The 21,806-nt window shown below is 37.6% G+C and carries 6 protein-coding genes; 2 read left to right on the forward strand and 4 right to left on the reverse strand.

The features are described from left to right. Positions 1-21: 21 nt before the first annotated feature. Positions 22-2,598 (reverse strand): phosphoenolpyruvate carboxylase, encoded by a 2,577-nt coding sequence (locus tag K350_RS0101650; protein ID WP_028978431.1) that lies wholly within the window; start codon positions 2,596-2,598, stop codon positions 22-24. Positions 2,599-2,918: 320 nt separating this feature from the next. Between K350_RS0101650 and K350_RS0101660 the strand changes: the two genes are divergently transcribed. Further along, positions 2,919-4,757, forward strand: a complete 1,839-nt coding sequence (locus K350_RS0101660; RefSeq protein WP_028978432.1) for a 7TM diverse intracellular signaling domain-containing protein — start codon at positions 2,919-2,921, stop codon at positions 4,755-4,757. A 108-nt stretch (positions 4,758-4,865) separates the two neighbouring features. Here K350_RS0101660 and K350_RS0101665 read toward each other — a convergent pair whose 3' ends face one another. The 3 genes from K350_RS0101665 to K350_RS0101675 all read right to left on the reverse strand — a co-directional run bounded on the left by K350_RS0101665 (position 4,866) and on the right by K350_RS0101675 (position 8,618). Continuing rightward, positions 4,866-6,188: a DEAD/DEAH box helicase gene (locus K350_RS0101665; RefSeq protein ID WP_028978433.1), complete on the reverse strand. Its 1,323-nt coding sequence runs from the start codon at positions 6,186-6,188 to the stop codon at positions 4,866-4,868. Positions 6,189-6,298: 110 nt separating this feature from the next. Further along, on the reverse strand, positions 6,299-7,465 hold the full coding sequence (gene nhaA / locus K350_RS0101670) for a Na+/H+ antiporter NhaA (protein WP_037573550.1): 1,167 nt from the start codon (positions 7,463-7,465) through the stop codon (positions 6,299-6,301). 310 nt (positions 7,466-7,775) lie between these two features. Further along, a complete protein-coding gene (locus K350_RS0101675) occupies positions 7,776-8,618 on the reverse strand; it encodes a DUF4412 domain-containing protein (protein ID WP_156026821.1) in 843 nt (280 codons plus the stop codon). A gap of 310 nt (positions 8,619-8,928) precedes the next feature. Between K350_RS0101675 and K350_RS0101680 the strand changes: the two genes are divergently transcribed. Then, positions 8,929-21,798, forward strand: a complete 12,870-nt coding sequence (locus K350_RS0101680; RefSeq protein ID WP_028978436.1) for a T9SS type B sorting domain-containing protein — start codon at positions 8,929-8,931, stop codon at positions 21,796-21,798. The last annotated feature ends 8 nt before the right edge of the window (positions 21,799-21,806 follow it).

Consider the following 21,806-nt stretch of genomic DNA (forward strand, 5'->3'; position numbering starts at 1 on the left):
AATCAATATTCACCAATAAAATTAGGCCGAATTTCTTTCAGCGTTAATAATTCCGAAAGAACAACGCATCACCATATTTTCATAAGTTTTTTTCAATGGCCCATCAACACCTTTCTCTTCCATTTCACGAATCTTAGTTAAAGCGTGTTGCTGAATAGTGATCAATGGTAATTCTATCCTCTGTCTCATCTGTATGGACAATAAGTCCATTGGTTTATCCCCCATCAGTTCTTTAGTGCCAGACAGTTTCAATAGATATTTTGATGTCCGCTCAAACTCATCATGGATCATATTCCAGAGACTGCCATATTTTGGATGCTTGGAAAGATATGCAGTTAAAGGGAAAAAGCATTTTTTCATTGCCATTTCGCAATTATTTAACAGCGTTTTGAAGAATAGAGAATTATCGTATAGATTTTTTACTTCTTTCCATCTCCCTGCTTTTTCCATTTTTTCAAAAGCAGTTCCCACACCATAATATCCTGGTAAATTCTGTTTCAACTGGCTCCATGCTCCAACATATGGTACAGCTCTTAGATCATTCAGATTTAATTTTCCTGCTTTTCTTTTTGAAGGTCTGCTTCCGATATTCGTTTCTGCATAATAACGTAGTGGACTTGCAAAATTCAAATATTCAAGGAAGTTAGGGTCATTTTTAAGTGCACTATATGCCTTAAAACTCTCATCTGACAAAAGCTGCATCAACCCATCCTCTTGCTCAGTAAATGTTTGATCCATGGTTGAAAATAATGCATTGCTGATTCCTGCATGCAATAACTGCTCCATGTTAAATAAAGCTGAATCTGTAGTTCCGAAATTTGAACTGATTGTTTGTCCCTGAACAGTAAGCTGTATTTCTTTATTTGCAATATTTTTCCCCATTGAGGCATAAAACTGATGCGTTTTCCCTCCACCTCTTGCAGGAGGTCCTCCCCTTCCGTCAAAGAATGCAACCTGGATACCATATTCTTTAGCCATCATTGTTAACTCCTCTTTGGCTTTATAAATACTCCAGTTAGCCATCATATAACCTCCGTCTTTTGTGCCATCGGAAAAGCCCAGCATGATGGTTTGCATTTTATTTCTTTGCTCAAGATGTTTACGATAGGTCTTATTTTCATAAAGATCCTTCATCACAACTGCAGCGTTTCTGAGGTCTTCAATTGTTTCAAACAACGGAACAATATCTATTGTCATTGACTTTGCCTTCCACCCTGAAAGTGTCAGTAGGGCATATACCTCCATGACATTGAGCGCACTTGTACTATGGCTGATTATATATCTATGACATCCTTCTTCACCATTGATTTTCTGAATTGTCTTGATTGAGGCCATTGTTTCCAGTGTATCTCTCAACAAGTCATTATCGATAATTGATGAATCGACAGTACCTTTAACCTGCATCAGAGCACTGATTTTGTCATCTTCTGACATTTTTTTATACCCCTCAGGCAAAAGATCTGTTTGTTCTGCAATTGCATCAAGCAACTGTCCGTGAACAGAGCTATCCTGACGAATATCAAGCGAAGCGAAGAACATACCAAATACATGAACTTTACTCAGGAAGTTCTCTACCAGATTTACAAAAAGACCGTTATGTTCTTTGACTAACGTATCTTTTATTTTGTACATCGCTTCCAGTATTCCCTCTTTATTGAGGTCTGCTTTATGTCCTGGTATAAAAAGATTGTTATAAAGCTTTTTTTCAAGATCAGCCAGCACATTTTCAACACCTTTGAATGTAAGCCTTCTTTTAAGACGACGAACATCCATATAATAACATTTTATTATGCCTTCTCGCAGGGTTTCTGCCACTTTCAGAGACGTTTCCGATTTAACAAACGGATTTCCATCTCTATCACCTCCTGGCCAGAAGCCCATTCTTATCAAAGAATTGTCTTCCGCAACTAAGGTTGGGAACTCTCCTTTTATAAATGAAAGGATTTTTCCTGCCGAATGGTAAAATACATTTTCCAAAAACCAAATAAGGTTTACAGCTTCATCATACGGGGTTGGCTTTTCTTTTTTGAAGAATGAAGTTTTACCAAGCTGCTGTAAATACATATTTACAAGAGCTGTGTCATCAGATACAAGAGCCTTTGCAAGATCATGAATAATTCCAAGTACTTCACTAGGATAGAACTGGGTAGGATGAGCAGTGAGTACCAAACGTACTGAAAAATCTTTCAGTTTGTCTTTTAATTCAGCTTGACTTTGAGTATGGACAACCTGAGCGTGTAAATTCTTTAACGTACCGGGCCCGCTCATATCGTGTACACAAGGAAATGCTGCATCTTCAAGGGCGTCAAATAGTACAACCTGCCGCTCTGCATACTGTACAAATCTGAAAAGTAAATCCGTTTGTTCGTCTTCAGTCCGATATGAAGTGTATTGCTTCAGGAAAGATTCAATAATTGTTGAAGGGCTTTTTCCTTTCGCAAACCCCTCTTCGCATAGCAGCAGGAAAAGAGACAACAGTACTCCTGTCTTTTCTACCTTATGAAAAGGCAGAGAGCTGAAAAGGCTGTTGTACATTTCATACTTGGTACCAACCAGATTTTTAAAAACTTGTAAAGTGCCGTTTGCAGAAGAATTCATTCTGTTAAAAAAAGATAAATAGGATTCTAAACTCAATTCAGATGTTGGGTTCAAGCTACAACAAAAATTGATTTTTTCCCAGTTTTCCTAGCTTTATCTGCTTAATATTTTTTTCACTAAAATTTCATTTTTCTTTTTATATCCATAGTTCCATTTTCTCCACCAACACCAAAATCACACATCCCAACTATTGTCAACTGGAAATCAAACAAATAAACCTGCATCAGATTTAAAAAAGTAAAAAAATGAGGATAAAAAGGATGCCTACATAAAATACTTTTGTAATTTTAAAGGCTATAAAGACTATTTTTGTATTAAACATGAGGTATTTACTTTTTTTTGTAATCCTAATATCCTCTCCTGCATTTTCCGATAACTCTTATCTATTATTGGACAAAACCAATACTATTTTTGATCCTTCCATTAGAGATCATATAGAATTTTACAAAGACGAAACTAATAAATTATCCGCTCAAGAAATTCAGTTTAAAAATTTTGAATCTCTCCAAAAGTATCTCAATACTCCTTATGAACCTGATGCAACATATTGGTTCAAGCTTAAAATTTCAAATAATTCCAGACACACACTTTGGTATTTGGAAATCCTGGATCCTTTTATTGAAAGAATTAATTTTAGCGAGAAAAAGGATACACTTTTCAACTATAAATCTACAGGTTCTGCTGAGCGCTTTGACACAAGGCCATTGGCCCATAAAAACTTTTTATTTCCTATAAATTTGCAGAGAAACGAATCCACAACTGTATATTTTTCTTACAAAACACCAACTAAAAATGGCTTAAGAATTACCATCAGAAAAGCCGAAACCCTATTCGAATATGCCACCAATGAATACTACTTTCTGGGCATTTTCTATGGCATACTTTTGATTATGGGTCTGTATAATCTCTTTATTTATTTCTCAACCAAAGAATCAATTTATATTTTCTATGTGTTATATGTTTTAACCTACTGCATCAATTCCTATAGGATTGACGGCATGGGTTTTAAATATGTTTGGGGGAATTTTCCTGAGATAAACATTTTTATCGTTTCAACTTCCAGGCTACTATTAATTCTAGGCTTTTATTTCTATTCAGATAAATTTCTATCCATAAAACAGATTTCTCTAAAACTAAATAGGTATTTAATCATTAGTCTGATATTATATACATTGTTGTTTACAATCAACAACTTATTAATCAATTCTCACATACTTGACTATTTTTACCTTGTACCGTTTTCACTTATTTATGTCGCTGGAGTTTTAGCATATAAAAAAGGAAATGCAGGAGCTAAATATTTCCTGATAGCATTAAACTTCTTTTTACTTTGCTATACTATTTATTTATTAAGAGGAGAACATCTGATCCCGACTTCTATATTCACTATTTATTCTCTTAATTTCGGGTTTCTGGTAGAAGTAGTAATTTTTTCATACGGAATGGCTCAAAGACTCCGCATTGAGCAGGAGAGAAAAGAAAGATTGCAAGAAGAGCATATCAAACAACTTCAGGAAAATGACAGACTAAAAAATGATTATAATAAAACTCTTGAAGCTAAAATAGAACAAAGGACAGAAGAATTAAGGCTTAAAAACATTGAATTATCTGACACTCTTCAAGTGCTCAAAGAAAAAAACCTTCAAATAGAAAACTTCAATAAACACCTGGAGATCGATAACAAAGCTTTAAGTAATAATATCCAGGAAATAAATAAAGCAAGGTTTCAACTGAAGGACTTAACACTTGAGGAATTTCAGAAAATATATCCGGATGAAGAAGCTTGCTTTAAATATCTGGCTGACCTGAAATGGTCAAAAGGTTATTGTTGTAAAAAATGTAACGGAGTCAGCTCGTATACAGGAAAAACGCCTCATTCAAAAAGATGCTCAAAATGCAACTATGACGAGTCTGCAACTGCCTTTACTATTTTTCATAATTCTAAAATGGCTGTTACAAGTTCGTTCTACCTGATATATCTGATTCTTGCCAATAAAAATATTTCATCTCATGAATTAAGCAATCAACTTGGAATACGACAAAAAACCTGTTGGGCGTATAAAAAAAGAATATTGGAAAGGTTGGAAGCAAAAGGAGCATCAAAGATTACTTCGAAAGATTGGGGTAAACTATTTACCATAGACACTCACAAAATTTAATCGGGGTTAAGCATTAAAAAAAATCTATGTATTAACTTATCTGAAGTGACAATTAAGTGAGTAATTATAATAATTAAAAGGAAATTTAATGGCAAAGATTAAGTGAGTTTAACGACTCAGCTCAATCTTTGCCGATTTCCTTTTGAGCTTTTCATTTCTCAGCAGTTTTACTGTAGTTTTTGCTTTGTCTCTTTTAACAGCTGCAAAGGAAGCAAAATCATAAACTTCTATAATTCCTATTTCTGTTTTGGTAAGTTCTCCTTTTTGAATTAATAGCCCTACAATATCTCCTTTACTGATCTTATCCTTTTTACCAGCTCCGATATACAGTGTTGTCCAATCTGATTTTTCAGGCAGAGATAATTGAGAAGGTAATTCATAACGACTTGGTTCTTCAGTGAGATAATCTGGAAAATAATCAGTTTCAGAAAGCAATAAAAAAACATTACCATCCGCAAACATCCGGGCTGTACGACCATTTCTATGAACAAAAACCTCTTCAGTAGTTGCCAACTGATAGTGTATTACATTGCGTATTTCCGGAATGTCCAGCCCTCTTGATGCAAGATCGGTGGTTAGTAGAATTTTACAAGATCCATTTCGTAGTGTTACAAGTGCTTTTTCTCTTTCCTCTTGTTTTAAGCCACCATGAAAGATAGAATGATCAATTCCTTCTTCATGCAGCAAATCGCCTATACGCTCAACAGTATCTCTATGATTACAGAAAATCAATGTTGATTCATTTCCGATAGAACACAACAACTGAAATAATGTAAGAAGCTTATCCGTACCTTCTGACCGAAGGTATTTTAATTGTAGTTTACTGGAGACTTTATTACTTAAAAAATTAATTTTATGAAAATCCACTTTATATCTAAAAATATTCAGATCATCCTTGGATTCTGTGGCAGAGGTAAGCCAGATCTTTTTCAAAGAGGTAATTTCAGAAGCTATAAATTTCATATCTTCTTCAAATCCGAACTCCAGAGATTTATCAAACTCGTCCAATACGAGCGTTGTAAGTACTTCCGCTGAAATACTTTTTCTTCTGAAATGATCTGCAAGTCTTCCAGGAGTCCCTATTATCAAAGATGGTGATTCTATTAAACTGTTTCTTTCAACTTTAATCGGATGCCCTCCATAACAACAAACTACTTTTAATCCCGACCCCAGAGACTTGAAGACTTGCTCAATTTGCAAAGCCAGTTCTCGTGCCGGTACTATAATCATTGCTTGTGTCCCCTTAATATTATTCTTTAAATTATCTAAAAGAGGTAATAAAAAAGCCAGTGTTTTACCAGAGCCTGTAGGAGAAAGCAAAAGAATATTATTATGATTTTTTCCCGCTTTGATTGCTGCGGACTGCATTTCATTAAGTTCTATATTTAATTTCTTAATGGATGTTTCTATGGACAAGGATATATCTGACATTTGTATTGAGGGAGATCAGGGCCTCAAAGATAGACATAAGCCACGGTTAATTTACATTTTCTTTAAGATTAAAACCATCTGGCTTAAAATCAAAACATTATTACCAAAATCTAATCTGCTTTCTTGAAAGACCGGGACAATATTAAAAACCCTGTTAAACCTGATAAAAGAGAAGCTACGAGGATAGCAATCTTTGAAAATCCCTGAATATCAATATCAGTGAATGCTAGAAGAGAAATAAAAATTGACATTGTAAACCCTATTCCTCCGAGGAAACCAGCACCTAGTAAATGATACCATCCGGCATTTGCAGGAAGATCAGCCCATTTCATTTTTATAGCCACCCATGAAGCAATAAAAATTCCAAGAGGTTTTCCCAAATAAAGTCCGGCCAGTACTCCAAGACTGACCAATGAAGTTGCCACTTCTTCTAATTTAGCATGAATTATAAATCCGGTATTAGCAAGAGCAAAAACCGGCATGATAAAGAAACTAACTGGCTTGTGAATGAAATGTATCAGTTTTTCGGCTGCAGAATCTGTTTCACCTTTTCCAAGAGGAATTGAAAACGCCAGCAATACTCCTGATATGGAAGCATGTATTCCCGATTTTAAAGTGAAATACCACAAAAAAAGCCCTGTAATTAAATACATTAGAACGGACTTTACTCCGAATTTATTCATTAAGAGAAGTATTCCGAAAATTCCTGCCGCCATCAATAAAAAAGTAGCAGATATATCTTCCGAATAAAAAAGACCAATTACCACAATTGAGCCCAGGTCATCCACAATGGCGAGAGCTGTCAGCATTATCTTGATAGAGAAGGGAATTCTATTGCCAAGTAAACTCAATACTCCGAGAGCAAAAGCAATATCTGTTGCCATAGGGATTGCCCATCCTTTGATGGTCTCAGCATGCATATTAATAAGGGAGTATATTAAAGCTGGCGCAATCATTCCACCACAAGCTGCAAAAATAGGCAGCATGGATTTTTTAACGGAAGACAATTCACCTTCAACGATTTCCCTTTTAATTTCCAGCCCTACAAGGAGAAAAAAAATAGCCATTAATCCGTCGTTTACCCAGTGAAGCAGACTTTTATACAAGCCTAATTGGGTAAATCCAAATTCAAATTCCCAGAAATTAAACCAGGAATGACTTAATGATGTATTGGAAAAAATTAATGCAATTATAGCGCAGCATATGAGGACAATCCCTCCACTTTGCTCAGTTTCTACAAAATCCTTAATCGCCTTAGTTATACTTGATTTCTTCATCAGCCCTGAAATAAAAAAATCCTTTGATCTAATCAAAGGATTTTTAATATCTAAATCTAAAAGAAAATTATTTGCAATTTAACAGCAACAATTCCTGTGCCAGAAGCCAAAATCCTCATTTTATTTTTACAAATAATCAAAGAATAAATTACAATAATCTAATTATCAAAACTTAACAACTTTCTAAATAAAGAATTAACCTTTTGTCGTCAATCTACAGAAGTAAATACCAGATTTCAATTCTTCTGTTTAAATAATATCGCTTATAGCTCCTCAATTCTATGAATAGTTAAACCTAATCATCATAGTATTAAAAACCCATCCCTTTAACTAGTTTGTACTCAGAAGGAATTATAAATAAAGCCCCATCAAGTGGTATTTTCTTTAACTCGGTAACTTCCATAACCATTTTCATTTCAGCGTTATCGCTCTCAATTTTTAATGGTACCCCCTCAACTCCATCCAGGTAGAACTTTGCTTCTTTACTTCCGGATGAATTCATTTTCGATAAAGCATTTGGATCAAAATCTTTGATTTCTTTGGTAGTCCAGGCTGCCTGATTGATCGTTTTTCCATGATCAGTAACCTGAATTATATATTTAGTACAAGTGTATCCGATAATTTTTGCAGTTTCACTGGTTTTCGTTACTTTCACTACCGGCGCTTTCTCTTTTGATTCAGGTGCCTTAGGTAAAACAGAATAGGTTTTATTTTTTCTCCTTATTGAATAACTTTGATCTTTATCTTTAAGATATAAGATTTCTCCCATCATTTCCGACATTCCCCCTTCCATTTTAATAAGATTGTTTCCGTCTTTAATTTTGATCATAACACCAGTAGGCATAAAACTCCCAGCGGTGCCACCAGAAACAGCCTGCATAGATCTAAGCCTGGTTAAGTTTTCTTCCATTAAAGATTTAAGTTGAGGATTAGCTTCCATTTGCTTCTTAAATTCAGGTTCATTCATCTGAGCTTCAAGCTTTTTTATTTCCGCATCCATTTGCGGAGCCGAACCATTTCCCTTACCAGCATCCTGATGTTGAGCATTTTTAAGATCGATCTTCATTGCCCATTTTATGGTACCTTCAAAATTTTGAGAAAAGGTGGTTCCGGCAAGAAAAATAAAAAGGATTAAAAGAAGTTCTTTTTTCATTTTTAATAATGGATATATTCTATCAAATATAACAAAATCGGCACCAAATTGAAATACAGCCTTGAACACAATCACTTAATAAAATCAAATTTCACTTTTTTCATTTACAAGCACTCATCTTAATATACACTAAAGATTTATTCGTCGAATGGTCTTTGATTTTTACAACTGAAGCCCCTGCAAAACGTAATAAATACAAGGAAACACATTGAAATAATTCAATTACTCTGAAATACAATTACATAGTTTTAAAGGCATGGACTTCTTTCTACTTCGAATCAGGAGCTTCTACTTATCTAAAATAAGTACAATGCTTTTTGTCTTATTTTTTTTAATTTCAGCGTACACACAAGCACCTTATGTTTTTGCAGAAGGAACTAAACAATTGCAGCCTACTTCTTCTGACAATGGTTTTATTCAGATATTTGATAATAATACAACGACCAGGCCATTTGCGACTTATAATTGTCCAGAAGCTAACAGATTAAATATCCGAATATGCAATGCGGGTGAAAAAATATACCTGGGGTTCAGACAAACTGATAATGACGTATATTTTCAGTTAAAGGATCCCAACGGAGTAGTTGTAATGGGCCCTAGTAAAATTCCTAATGCTGCAGGTCCAGGATATATTGCCAGTTATACAGAAGCTGTTAATGGTCCAAGAGCTATTGTAGGAGCATCAGGTTATAATGCTTTAACTTATACCTCCACAATGGCTGGAGATTACTACATTGAATTCAATCCAAGTTCATCCCAGACTCTTAATCCAGTTAAAAGAGTTTTCACCTATTTTGACATTACTGTGGCGACTGCCGCAAATGTAATAAAACTCGGACGTCTATGGTCTAAATCCTGGGACTTTCAATGTAATAGCGGTACAAATCAATTTAAAGCGAAACTATATATATATGCTGATGACGGTATTGTGACATCTCTTGATTTTAATGGGATGCAACCCTTTGGTTTTGTTATTGCGGCAAATAATGCAGGTTGTACAAACACAGGGACTTTTGCAACAGACCGACAATCAGTATCAGGTAATATTAACTACCCTCAATATAAAGTTTTTCTAAATGACCCTGATATCAACTGCTTCCCCACCGGTGTTTATGGAAATGTAAACTCTGTATCCCTAAGCGGGTGTGTGGGAAGTAACTTCTGCATAGATATTAATGTAGATAAACCTGGAAAAACTGAAATACTTTTTGAACTAAACGGAACAGCAGGTTATCAGGCAGGCTCCACAGACAGGCTTATTACAGCAGATCTTGTTGCCGGAAATAATTGTGTCACTTGGGATGGCAAAGACGGGAAAGGTAACATTGTAACAGGTGGTGTTAACATCACTACCAAAGTTGACTATTATAATGGTCTTACCCACCTTCCTTTGTTTGACGTAGAAAATAATACAAAAGGCTATATTGTTGATCTTGTAAGGCCTACAGGTCCGCGCCCTTCCCTATTCTGGGATGACTCAAAAATTGGTGGAGGTACTAACCTAACAGGTTGTAATAGTGCTACCGGATGTCATACATGGAGTGGTGATTTTGGAGACGCTAAAACAATCAATACATGGTGGTATGTGAATTCGACGACTAAAACCGTAACCAATTTCGTACCACCTTCTGTAATTACAGATGCCAATGCTGATAAGCCCGGCACAGGTTCTTCCAATGACTCAACTTTGTGCGCAACAATCACCGCATTTAAGTTAAATGGAAAAGTTACAAATGCAGGAGGTGGAATATGGAGCACATCCGGGAGTGGTACGTTTACTCCCAGCAATACCAGTCTGCAAGGCACATATACTCCTTCAGCAGCAGATATTGCAAATGGATCTGTAAAACTAATTCTTTCATCTACTGGTAATGGGGTTTGTTCTCCCAAAAAAGACAGCATCACTTATACTTTCTCTAAACAACCTGTTATAAGTGCGGGACCTGATAAATCTGCCTGTGCCAACAACCCCAACTTAAGTTTATCTGCTGCAATGAGCGGAGCTACAGGTCTTACCTGGAGTGGAGGAGCTGGAACTTATACTCCTAATAAAACATCAGCAAATATAACTTATACACCAACTGCAGGAGAAATATCAGCAGGATCTGTTGTATTAAATTTAGCCACAACTGGTAATGGTGTTTGTTCTGTCGGCTCTGGAACTATTAAACTTACTTATACTCCTATTCCAACAGCGGATGCAGGAGTTGATCAGTCTGTATGTAAAAACAACAATAAGGTAAATTTAAATGGGACAGTTACTTATGCTTCGGGTGGAACTTGGACTGGAGGCTCAGGTTCCTTTAATCCTGACGCTAATTCCTTGAATGCAACATATACTCCAACTCCAGCAGAACTCACAGCTGGAACTGTTAACTTAACCCTTACCACTACTGGTATGGGAAGTTGCCTTGCAGTAAATGACGCAGTTGCAATCAAATTCACCCCAATTCCGGTTGTTAATGCAGGAAACAACCAGTCTATCTGTAAAAACAATACTGCTATTCCATTAAATGGATCCGTAACAGGACCAACAACTACCGGAACATGGAGCGGAGGTACAGGAACCTATAGCCCAAATGCCAATACTCTTAATGCAACCTATACACCTACAACTGCAGAAGTTAATGCAGGAAGTATAACACTTACTTTAACATCAACAAATAATGGAAACTGTAATGCGGTAACATCTAATACTTCAATTACATTTACCGCAATTCCCGTAGTTTCAGTTGGCTCAAACATTATTATATGTGAAAATAATCCTGTAACAGTTTTAAATGGTAGTGTTACTGGTGCTACCGGCGGAAACTGGACAACAGGCAGTGGAACCTACTCACCAGGAAGAACCGCTTTAACAACTACCTATACTGCAAGTGCAAGTGAAGTTTCTGCCGGTTTCTTTACCCTTACGCTTGAGTCTACTGGAAATGGAAACTGCAATCCTGTTTCAAAAACACTGAATGTTCTTGTCGATCCTAAACCGACAGTAAACGCAGGAACAGATGATACACTTTGTACTAATAATCCGGCAATAAAACTTTCAGGATCAGTGAAAGATGCTACCACTTATACATGGAGTGGAGGAGCTGGAATTTTCACACCTGACAATTCCTCTTTGAATGCAACCTATACACCAACTGCAACTGAGATATCTTCTGGTATTGTTACATTAACATTGACAGCAACCAAACCTTCTTGTAATTCGGTTTCAGATCAGGTTGTATACAGATTCTCCCCAACTCCTGCGGTAAATGCAGGAACTGATCAGTCAAAGTGTAAAAACAACGGAGCAACAAGTCTTAACGGAACTATTACAATTTCCAAAGGTGGAATTTGGTCTGGAGGTGCAGGTGTATTTGCACCCGATAATAGCACTTTGAATGCGACATATACACCAACTGCTTCAGAAATTGCAACGGGAACTGTTACTCTTACCTTAACAACAACTGGGAATGGAAAGTGTCTGGCGGTCAAGGATGATATTCTCATTAACTTCACAAATCCTCCTACAGTAAATGCTTCTAATGCAGGACCTGTTTGTGGCAACAATGCGATCGTAAAACTTAATGCGGTTGCAAGCAGTCCCGCAACTGGTGTATTATGGACAGGAAATGGAACATTTACTCCTTCAACATCCGATATAAATGCGAATTACACTCCTACTGCTGCCGAAATTTCAGCAGGACAAGCTATTGTCAATATCAGTACGACTGGTAACGGAAACTGTCTTGCTGTTACAGGGCAAACAACTGTTTCCATAACTCCATCACCTACAGCAAATGCTGGTATAGATAAAGAAGTATGTGCAGACAATCCTTCAGTAGTTCTTGCAGGTAATGTAACAATAGCAACTGGCGGGACCTGGACAGGAGGCAAAGGAGCATTTGCACCCAATTCAACTACATTAAATGCAACCTATACTCCCTCTACCGATGAAATAACTTCAGGAAGTGTTACTTTAACGCTCACCACTTCAGGAAACGGAAATTGTGTTGCTGTTTCTGACCAAGTCCTCATTACAATAAAACCTTCTCCAATAGCAGATGCAGGGTCGGACCAGACAGTATGTGGTGATGCATCAACTGTTCCATTGAATGGTTCTATTCAAAATGCAACAGGAGGAAAATGGACCACAAATGGAACAGGTTCATTCTCTCCAAATGATAATGTACTTTCTGCAAGTTATAACCCATCTGCAGCTGATAAAGCAAAGGGCGGTGTAACTCTAACTCTTACCTCTCAGGGGAATGGATTATGTAGTGCAGTTAAGGACAATATGAAAATAGATTTTACAGTTGCTCCTTCAATAAATGCTGGACCTGATCAAATCGTTTGTCCAAATGACTTTCCGATTAAATTAAATGCATTCGGATCTAATGCTATATGGTCCGGAGGGTCAGGATCATTTGCCCCTTCAGTCAATTCATTAAGTGCAGACTATATTCCAAGTGCGTCTGAAACAGCTTCCGGCTCCGTTACTTTAACCGTAACAACGATTGCCAACGGGGTTTGTAAAGCTGTTTCTGATGATATAAAAATTACCATACCTCCTGCTCCTATTGTTGATGCAGGTATTGATCTTGATATGTGTGGCAATGCTACTACAATTGCATTGAATGGTACTATCACGAATGCTTCTGGAGCTTTCTGGGCTAGTTCAGGTACAGGTTCTTTCACCCCTGATGCTTTCTCTAAATCAACAACTTATAAACCATCGATTACAGATAAAACACAAGGTAAAGTAAAATTAACATTAACAAGTACCGGTAATGGCGCTTGTACTGCTATCTCAGACTCTATGATTATTACTATTCATCCTGCAGTCACAGTCTCAGCAGGACCTGATCAGACAGTTTGTGCAGATGCTTCAGGAATAACTTTGAACGGAAGTTCGAGTACTACTACAGGATTAACCTGGTCTAATGGCTCAGGATCATTTTCGCCAAATGCAAATACTTTAAATGCCACATATATTCCTACTTCAACAGAAAGAACAAATGGTATAGTTAAACTCATCTTAACAACATCAGCAACAAATTACTGCCAGCCTCAGAAGGATACAGTCATATTTATTATAACACCAGCGCCTACTGTAAATGCAGGAACTGATATTTCCATATGTGGCGATTCTTCTTTTGTAAAACTAAACGGATCTATAAACACAATTCCATCCGGAGCAGTCTGGACAAGTAATGGTTCAGGAACATTCAGCCAGGCAGCCACTGATCTGAATGCAAGTTATGTTCTTTCAAACAATGATAAGACAGCTGGTGCAATTACCTTGACCTTAACAACAACAGGAAACGGAACATGTAACCCCGTTTCTTCACAAATAAAACTGAACATAGCTAAAGTACCAGTAGTTGATGCCGGAGCAGATCAAACTTTATGTGCAGACATTTCATCTGTATCCTTAAATGCAACCATATCAAATGCTAGCGGAGGAACCTGGAAAACAACAGGTACAGGAACTTTTAGCCCAAATGCCAATACTATAAATGCATCTTATATACCATCTGCTATAGACCTGGCAAATGGAATTGTTTCTTTAACTTTGACAAGTACAGGAAATGGACTATGCAAATCAGTTTCTGACATAACAGTTATCACCTTTACACCTGCCCCTACTGTAAATGCTGGTTCAGATTTAAATATCTGTGCAAACAACGCTAAAGTTTCACTCAATGGAGATGTCACAATTGCTACAGGAGGCACATGGACAGGTGGTGCAGGAACTTTCTCACCATCGAACAATCAATTATCCGCAACCTATGTACCATCTGCATCAGAAATCAGTTCAGGTACCGTTACTTTAAAACTAACTACTACTGGTAATGGAATTTGTAAGCCAGTTGAGGATGATGTTATTATAACTATACTTCCGGCACCTGTTGTAAATGCAGGAAATGACATTGCTATATGTGCTGACAGCTTTGCAGTCAAACTTAATGGACAAGTGCTGAATGCTCCCGGAGGACAATGGACAAGCAGTGGAACAGGATCATTTCTTCCGGACAATACTTCTTTAGGAGCAAACTATGTGCCTTCAGCAGCTGATCGTGCATCCGGAAACATTACGTTAAAGCTTACCAGTTCAGCCATAAGTAACTGTATAGCAATAACTGATGATTTGATTTTGATAATATCGCCTGCTCCTACTGTTAATGCAGGAACAGACAAAATTGTTTGTGCCAATAATGCTACGGTGAACCTAAGTGCTACTACCACTGTAACAAGTAACGGGCAATGGACAAGCTCTGGAACTGGTACATTTACAAATCCAAACGGTTTAATTACAGATTATATACCATCTGCTCTTGATATAAGTGCAGGCAATGTAAATCTAACATTAACGACTTTAAATAATGGTTTATGCAAGCCTGTCAAAGATCAGCTTAATGTTCAGATAACACCTGCTCCTACTGCAGAGGCAGGATTGGATCAAACTGTTTGTAGTGACACCTCTGGTGTTCGTTTAAATGGTAAAATAACTATAGCAACCGGAGCATTATGGACGACTTCAGGAGATGGAACATTCAGTCCGAATGCAACAACTTTGAATGCCATATATAAGCCATCTGTAAATGATATCAATGCAAAATCAGTCAACTTAACTTTGACAACAACAGGCAATGGATTATGTAAACCGATAAGTGATTCTGTAAAAATCATTATCACTCCTAAACCCATAGTAGATGCCGGTACTGATATGACAATTTGCGCAGATGCCAGTGGAGTAAGTCTTAATGGCTCTATATCAAATGCTACAGGCAGTAGATGGAGAACTCTTGGAACAGGTAGTTTTTCGCCTAATTCCACCACCTTGAATGCAACTTATGTCCCTAATTCTGCAGACAAAACAGCTGGAAAAATTACCTTAACCTTGTCATCAACAGGATCTGGAGTTTGTGCAACAGTAAGAGATACTTTACATATATTGATAACACCTGCTCCGACTATAAATGCTGGTCCTTCTCAGACTTTATGCGCTGACTTTGAAGGAGCTGCCCTCAACGGAACAACCACAGTTGCAACCGGAGGTACTTGGATAAGCTCTGGATCAGGTACATTTTCAGATGCAAATTCATTAGTTACAACTTACCATGCATCTAGTTCTGATCTGGCTTCAGGTTCTGTACTTCTGACACTAACAAGTACTGGAAATGGAACATGTAAAGCTGTTTCATCCAAACTAACATTGACCATCAATCCTATACCTACTGTAGAAGCAGGATCTGACAAAACTTATTGCGGAGACATTACTGATATTCCATTAAACGGATCATTTACAAAAGCTACCGGAGGATACTGGTCTACAAATGGTTCAGGAACGTTCATACCAGATGAGTTCGCACCAAATGCTACCTATACTCCTTCAGCATCAGAAAAGACTTCAGGTCAATCAATCCTTACATTTACTACCACTGGAAACGGTGCATGTAACTTTGTTTCAGACAATGTAACATACACTTTCACTCCTGTCCCTACATCTGATGCAGGCCCTGACCAAACAGTGTGTGCTGATATTACCAGTATAAATCTTGCTGGAAATGTTACTATTGCTTCGGGGGGAATTTGGAAAAGCTCAGGTAGCGGGACATTTAGTCCAAGTTTAAATGACCTTAATGCGAAATATACACCAAGTGCTTCAGACAAATCAACTGGATCTGTTACTTTAACATTAACTACAACAGGTAACGGAACTTGTAATGTTGTGAGCAATGATATGATTATCACCATTACACCTGCTCCGGTTGTCAATGCTGGTGTGGATCAGACAGTCTGTGCAGACGTAACAGGTGTCGTTCTTGATGGAACTTTCAGTGTAGCTTCAGGTATCAAATGGACAACAACATCTGGTACAGGAAGTTTCGTTCCGGATGATACCACGCCAAATGCTACATTTATACCATCTTCCTTGCAAATAGGAAATGGAAAAGCAACTCTAACATTGACTACAACAGGGAATGGAACATGTAATGCAGTAAAGGACGCTGTCGTTATATTCCTTTCTCCTGTACCGCAAGCTAATGCTGGAAAAGATGTAACTGTTTGTGCTGGGGTTATAGACATTCCATTAAATGGAACCGTTGTAAATGCAAGCGGAGGAACATGGACAAGCTCAGGCACAGGAACATTCCTTCCAGATGCAAATGCCTTAAATGCAAGTTATGTTCCATCGGCTTCAGAAAACGTAAATGGTCAAACGGTAACCATAACCCTTACTACCACCGGAAACGGATCTTGTAGTCCAGTGGCAGATCAGATAACTATTTCATTCAACACGGTTCCAGTTTTTGCAGGTCCCTCCCAGAGTGTATGTACCAATGGATTTCCCGTTAAATTGAATGGTTCCGGAAATGGTTCATGGACATCTCCAACTGGTGGAAATTTTTCACCGAACCCGAATTCTTTAAACGCATCTTATAGTCCTACTGCTGCAGACATTGCTGCAGGCTATGCTGATTTAATACTTACAGGAAGTTCTGTAGGAACATGTCTTCCTGGTAAAGATACTGTTAGAATCTCTATTACTCAGGGTCCTGTTGTCAACGCTGGTTCAGATCTTTTGATCTGTGAAAATAATTCAGTAATAAATTTAAGTGCAACAGTTTCACAAGCTGCAGATATCAAGTGGTCTACATCAGGCGCTGGCTCATTCTCGTCTAACATTGGCTTAACAACCATTTACACACCAACATCACAAGAGCTTTCAGACGGAAACGTAACATTGATTGCAGAAACTACCGGTAATGGAATCTGTGCCGCTGATACAGACCAGGTTGTGATTACATTCACTCCTGCTCCTACTGCCAAAGCCGGATCAGATGAAGACCTTTGCGCTGACATTACTTCAATAGATTTAAATGGTTCTATTACAATAGCTGTAGGATCAACTTGGTCAAGTGATGGAAGCGGAAGCATTGCCTCTGCCGGATCTTTAACTACAACCTACGCTCCTACTTCTGCAGATAAGTCTAAGGGATTTGTAATCTTTACCTTAACAACTTCAGGAAGTGGTAATTGTACGGAAGTTACAGATCAGAAAATTGTAAGATTTACTGCAGGTCCGATCGCATACCCTGGCACAGATACATCTTTGTGCGCAGACATCAGTGAACTTCCTTTAAGTGGTAGTGTATCAGGGGCAACAGGGGGTATTTGGAGTACAAATGGTACAGGTACCTTTAGTCCAAATGCTAATGCGTTAAATGCTAGTTACATTCCTTCTATTGATGACTTATCTAAGACTTCAATTACCTTAACACTGTTGACAACAGGAACCGGAATATGTACGCCTACCTCAAATAACAGGATTGTATCATTCACAACTATTCCGACAATTAACCCTGGAGTTGGTGATTCATATTGTTCAGACGTTTTAAGCATACCGGTTAATGCCGCTGTCACAGTTGCTTCTGGTGTAAGATGGAAAACATCAACAGGAGGAAGCTTTGGTGATGAGAATCTCCAAACAACTGACTACTTCCCTACTAATGTTGAAAAAGCTTCAGGGAAAGTGACATTGAATGTAATAACTACAGGCAACGGTAAATGTAAAGCAGTGTCTGCTAATGTCGATTATTTCTTTACACCTGCGCCAACTGCAGAAGCTGGATTTGATATCATAAGATGTTCAGATGCAATGTCAATAGATCTTGAAGGGCACGTGACCATTGCCACGGGAGGAGTCTGGACTACTTCAGGAAATGGTACATTCTCAAACGATTCAAATTTACAAACAAGCTATCTACCATCGGGTACAGATAAATCAAATGGTTCGGTAGTATTAACTCTATCTACCACAGGAATGGGCAAATGTCTTGCTGTGACCGATGCCATTAAAATTGACTTCACACCTGTACCACTTGTATCTGCCGGATCTGATCAAAATGTTTGTGCTGATACAGCAGGAATATCACTATCATCAACCTATTCGGTTGCGGGAGGGATAAATTGGAGCACTTCAGGCGACGGAACCTTTTTAACATCCTTTGCTGAACCAAATGTTAAATATATACCTTCACAAAGTGATACAGCTTCAGGTTCTGTAAGGATTATTGCTACAACTATAGATAATGGTGATTGCCAGGCAGTATCAGACACAATGTATATTACAATTCAAAAGCAGCCGGTTATTAATGCTGGGATTGACAGAACAATGTGTACAGATGAAAAGACTGTTACGCTTGGAGGTAACTTTAACAATACCGGTGGAATACTATGGAGCAGTACCGGAACAGGCGTATTTTCAGACCCTACATCAACAACCCCTGTTTATACTCCATCTGTTGCAGACAAGACAAATGGAGGAGTAATATTTACAGCAACAACAACTGGTACAGGTCTATGTAAAATATATACAGATATTAGTGCATTAAGTATCTATTCAGCACCAGTCGCTACAGTAAATGCTGGTATGGATCAGTCATTGTGTAAAGATGTTATGACTGTAAAACTTACCGGTTTTATTGCTAATGCAGGAGGCGGAGTATGGTCTTCAACTAATGGTGGAACATTTTCAGATGTTAAGAATCTTGAAGGTACATTTTATCCAGTAGCTGCAGAAAAGGCCGCCGGTAAAGCAGATATAGTTTTAACAACAACTAATAACGGATACTGTAATGCCCAGTCAGATACCATGACCATTACATTTACCGCACCTCCTACTGTAAATGCTGGTGCCGATACAACAATATGCGGTGATTTATATTCAATCAAACTTCCAGGAAAATTCACTGTATCTTCTGGAATTGAATGGAAAACAGGAGGATCAGGTACATTTGTCCCTGATGCCACTATGCCAAATGCTTCTTATATTCCAAGCAAATCGGATATCACTGCTGGTAAAGTAGGCCTTACCATTACTACTACCGGCAACGGTACTTGTAATGCAGTAAGTGCATCCAAAAAGATCCAGATACTTCCTGTACCAACTGCAAATGCAGGTCAGGACCAAACTGTTTGTGCAGATTTAACAAAAATTGCTATCAAAGGAAATGTAACAGGAGCAACCGGAGGAACTTGGAAAACGACTGGGACAGGAACATTTAGCCCTAATGCAAATAGTCTTAATGCATCATATATCCCTTCACCGGAAGACATTCAATCATCAGCAGTCAATCTGATATTGACTACAACAGGAACAGGAATTTGTAATCAGGTCTCTTCTAAAATTACAATTACAATTACCCCTAAACCAGTGATAAATGCCGGACCAGACATTTTGAGCTGTGCAAATGTCCCTTCAATTCAGCTGAATGGTAATGTTACTGTCGCTGGTGGTATGATCTGGATTACTTCAGGTTCCGGTATATTTATGCCATCAGCAGCTTCCTTAAATCCAAGCTATACCCCTTCTGAAGCAGATCAAATAGCTGGGAAGGTAATATTAACTGCATATTCAACAAATAATGGAAAATGTAACATTGTAAATGATTCGCTTGAAGTTACAATTAACAAAGCTCCTATAGTAACAGCATCATCAGGGAATCCATGTGTATATAAAGACGGTGTAGCGTTAACAGGAACTGTAGTTAATGCATCAGGAATTGAATGGAGAACATCAGGATCAGGAACATTTTCATTAAGTTCATATGACCTTAATCCATCATACTTCCCATCACAAGCTGATATTGCCGGTAATGGGACAGTTATTATTACTGCATATTCTACAGGAAATGGAGTATGTAATGCTGAATCCGCAAATACATCATTACTTGTTTCACCGCTGCCAATTGCGGATGCAGGAAGTGACCAATATGTATGTACATCAAGCAATGCTACACTGAACGCATTTACTTATCCTGGAAACATTTATTCATGGAAATCCCTGTCAGGCAATGCTCTTGGAACTGATGCGACCATCACAGTTAGTGCACCTGCAAATCAGACCATTGTCTTAACGGTTACCGATTCAAAGAAATGTCCTAACTATGATACAGTTAGTGTATTTACAATAACTCCACCTAGCTGGAACCTAATTTCTGAAAACTGTTATAACGATACTTTGGTATTAAGATCCAATCCATATAATTTGCCATCAGTACCTGGTTCATTTGCCTGGTATAAAGATGGAGTAATATTACAGAATAAGAATCAGGATTTCTTAGCAACCAGAGATCCGGGACAGTATACCGTTCAATATTATTATGGTAATTGCAAAACTGAAGCATCAGCAACCATTAACGCCCTACCAGATTTTAATATTCCTGCTGAAAAGTTATTATGTAACCAAAGTACAGGGACATTAGTTGCGAATATTAATTCAATACCAAATCCACCAGAAGTTTATTCATGGACCATGGGATCTAATTTTGTAGGCAATACTAATCCTGTTGACTTCAATGTACTTCCAGATTCAAATTTCTATAAACTGAAAATTACAGATGTAAAATGCTCAGCTGAAGACAGTGTGCGCATTATAGGCATTGATTCACCGATCACAGGTAATTTGAAAGATATTGCATCCTGTGAAGGTCAAACAGTTGTGTTGATTGGAACCCCAACAAACTACAGTGATTTAACTAAGTATAATCCTGTTTACCAATGGACACCATCAAGCCTGGGCACTGATGATACTGTAGAAGTTAAAACAACAGGCACCTATGGAGTTACAGTAACAATTGGAGAGTGCGCAGCTTCTTATCTGGCCAATGTGCAGATGAATAAACTTCCAGACCCGTTTATGCCTGAACGTCAAATATTTTGTTTTGACAATAATAAATATATGATGCTTGATGCAGGACCAGGAGAACGATTCAAATGGGAAAATTCAAGTGATACATTGAGGCAAAAAGCTATCATAGAACCAGGAATGTATATAGTGACTGTAACCAATAGTTTTAACTGCTCATTAATCGACAGTACAGAAATAGTTCAGGTCTGCGCGCCAACAGTTTATATACCGAATGCAATAGAGCCTGAGGGTGGTATAAGCAGAAACCAGGACTTACATATCTTCGGTAAGTATTTTACCAACTTTAAAATGACTATCTATAATAGATGGGGAGAAATAATCTTCTACACAGAAGATAGAAATAAAACTTGGGATGGAACTTACCTGGGCAAATTAATGCCTGAAGGATCATATAACTATATAGTTACTTATGAAGGATTAGAAGGAGAATATATAGGACCTTATAAAAAAGAAGGTAAGATCACTATAATGAGATAATTATTATT

The sequence above is a fragment of the Sporocytophaga myxococcoides DSM 11118 genome (genome assembly GCF_000426725.1).
Classification (GTDB): domain Bacteria; phylum Bacteroidota; class Bacteroidia; order Cytophagales; family Cytophagaceae; genus Sporocytophaga; species Sporocytophaga myxococcoides.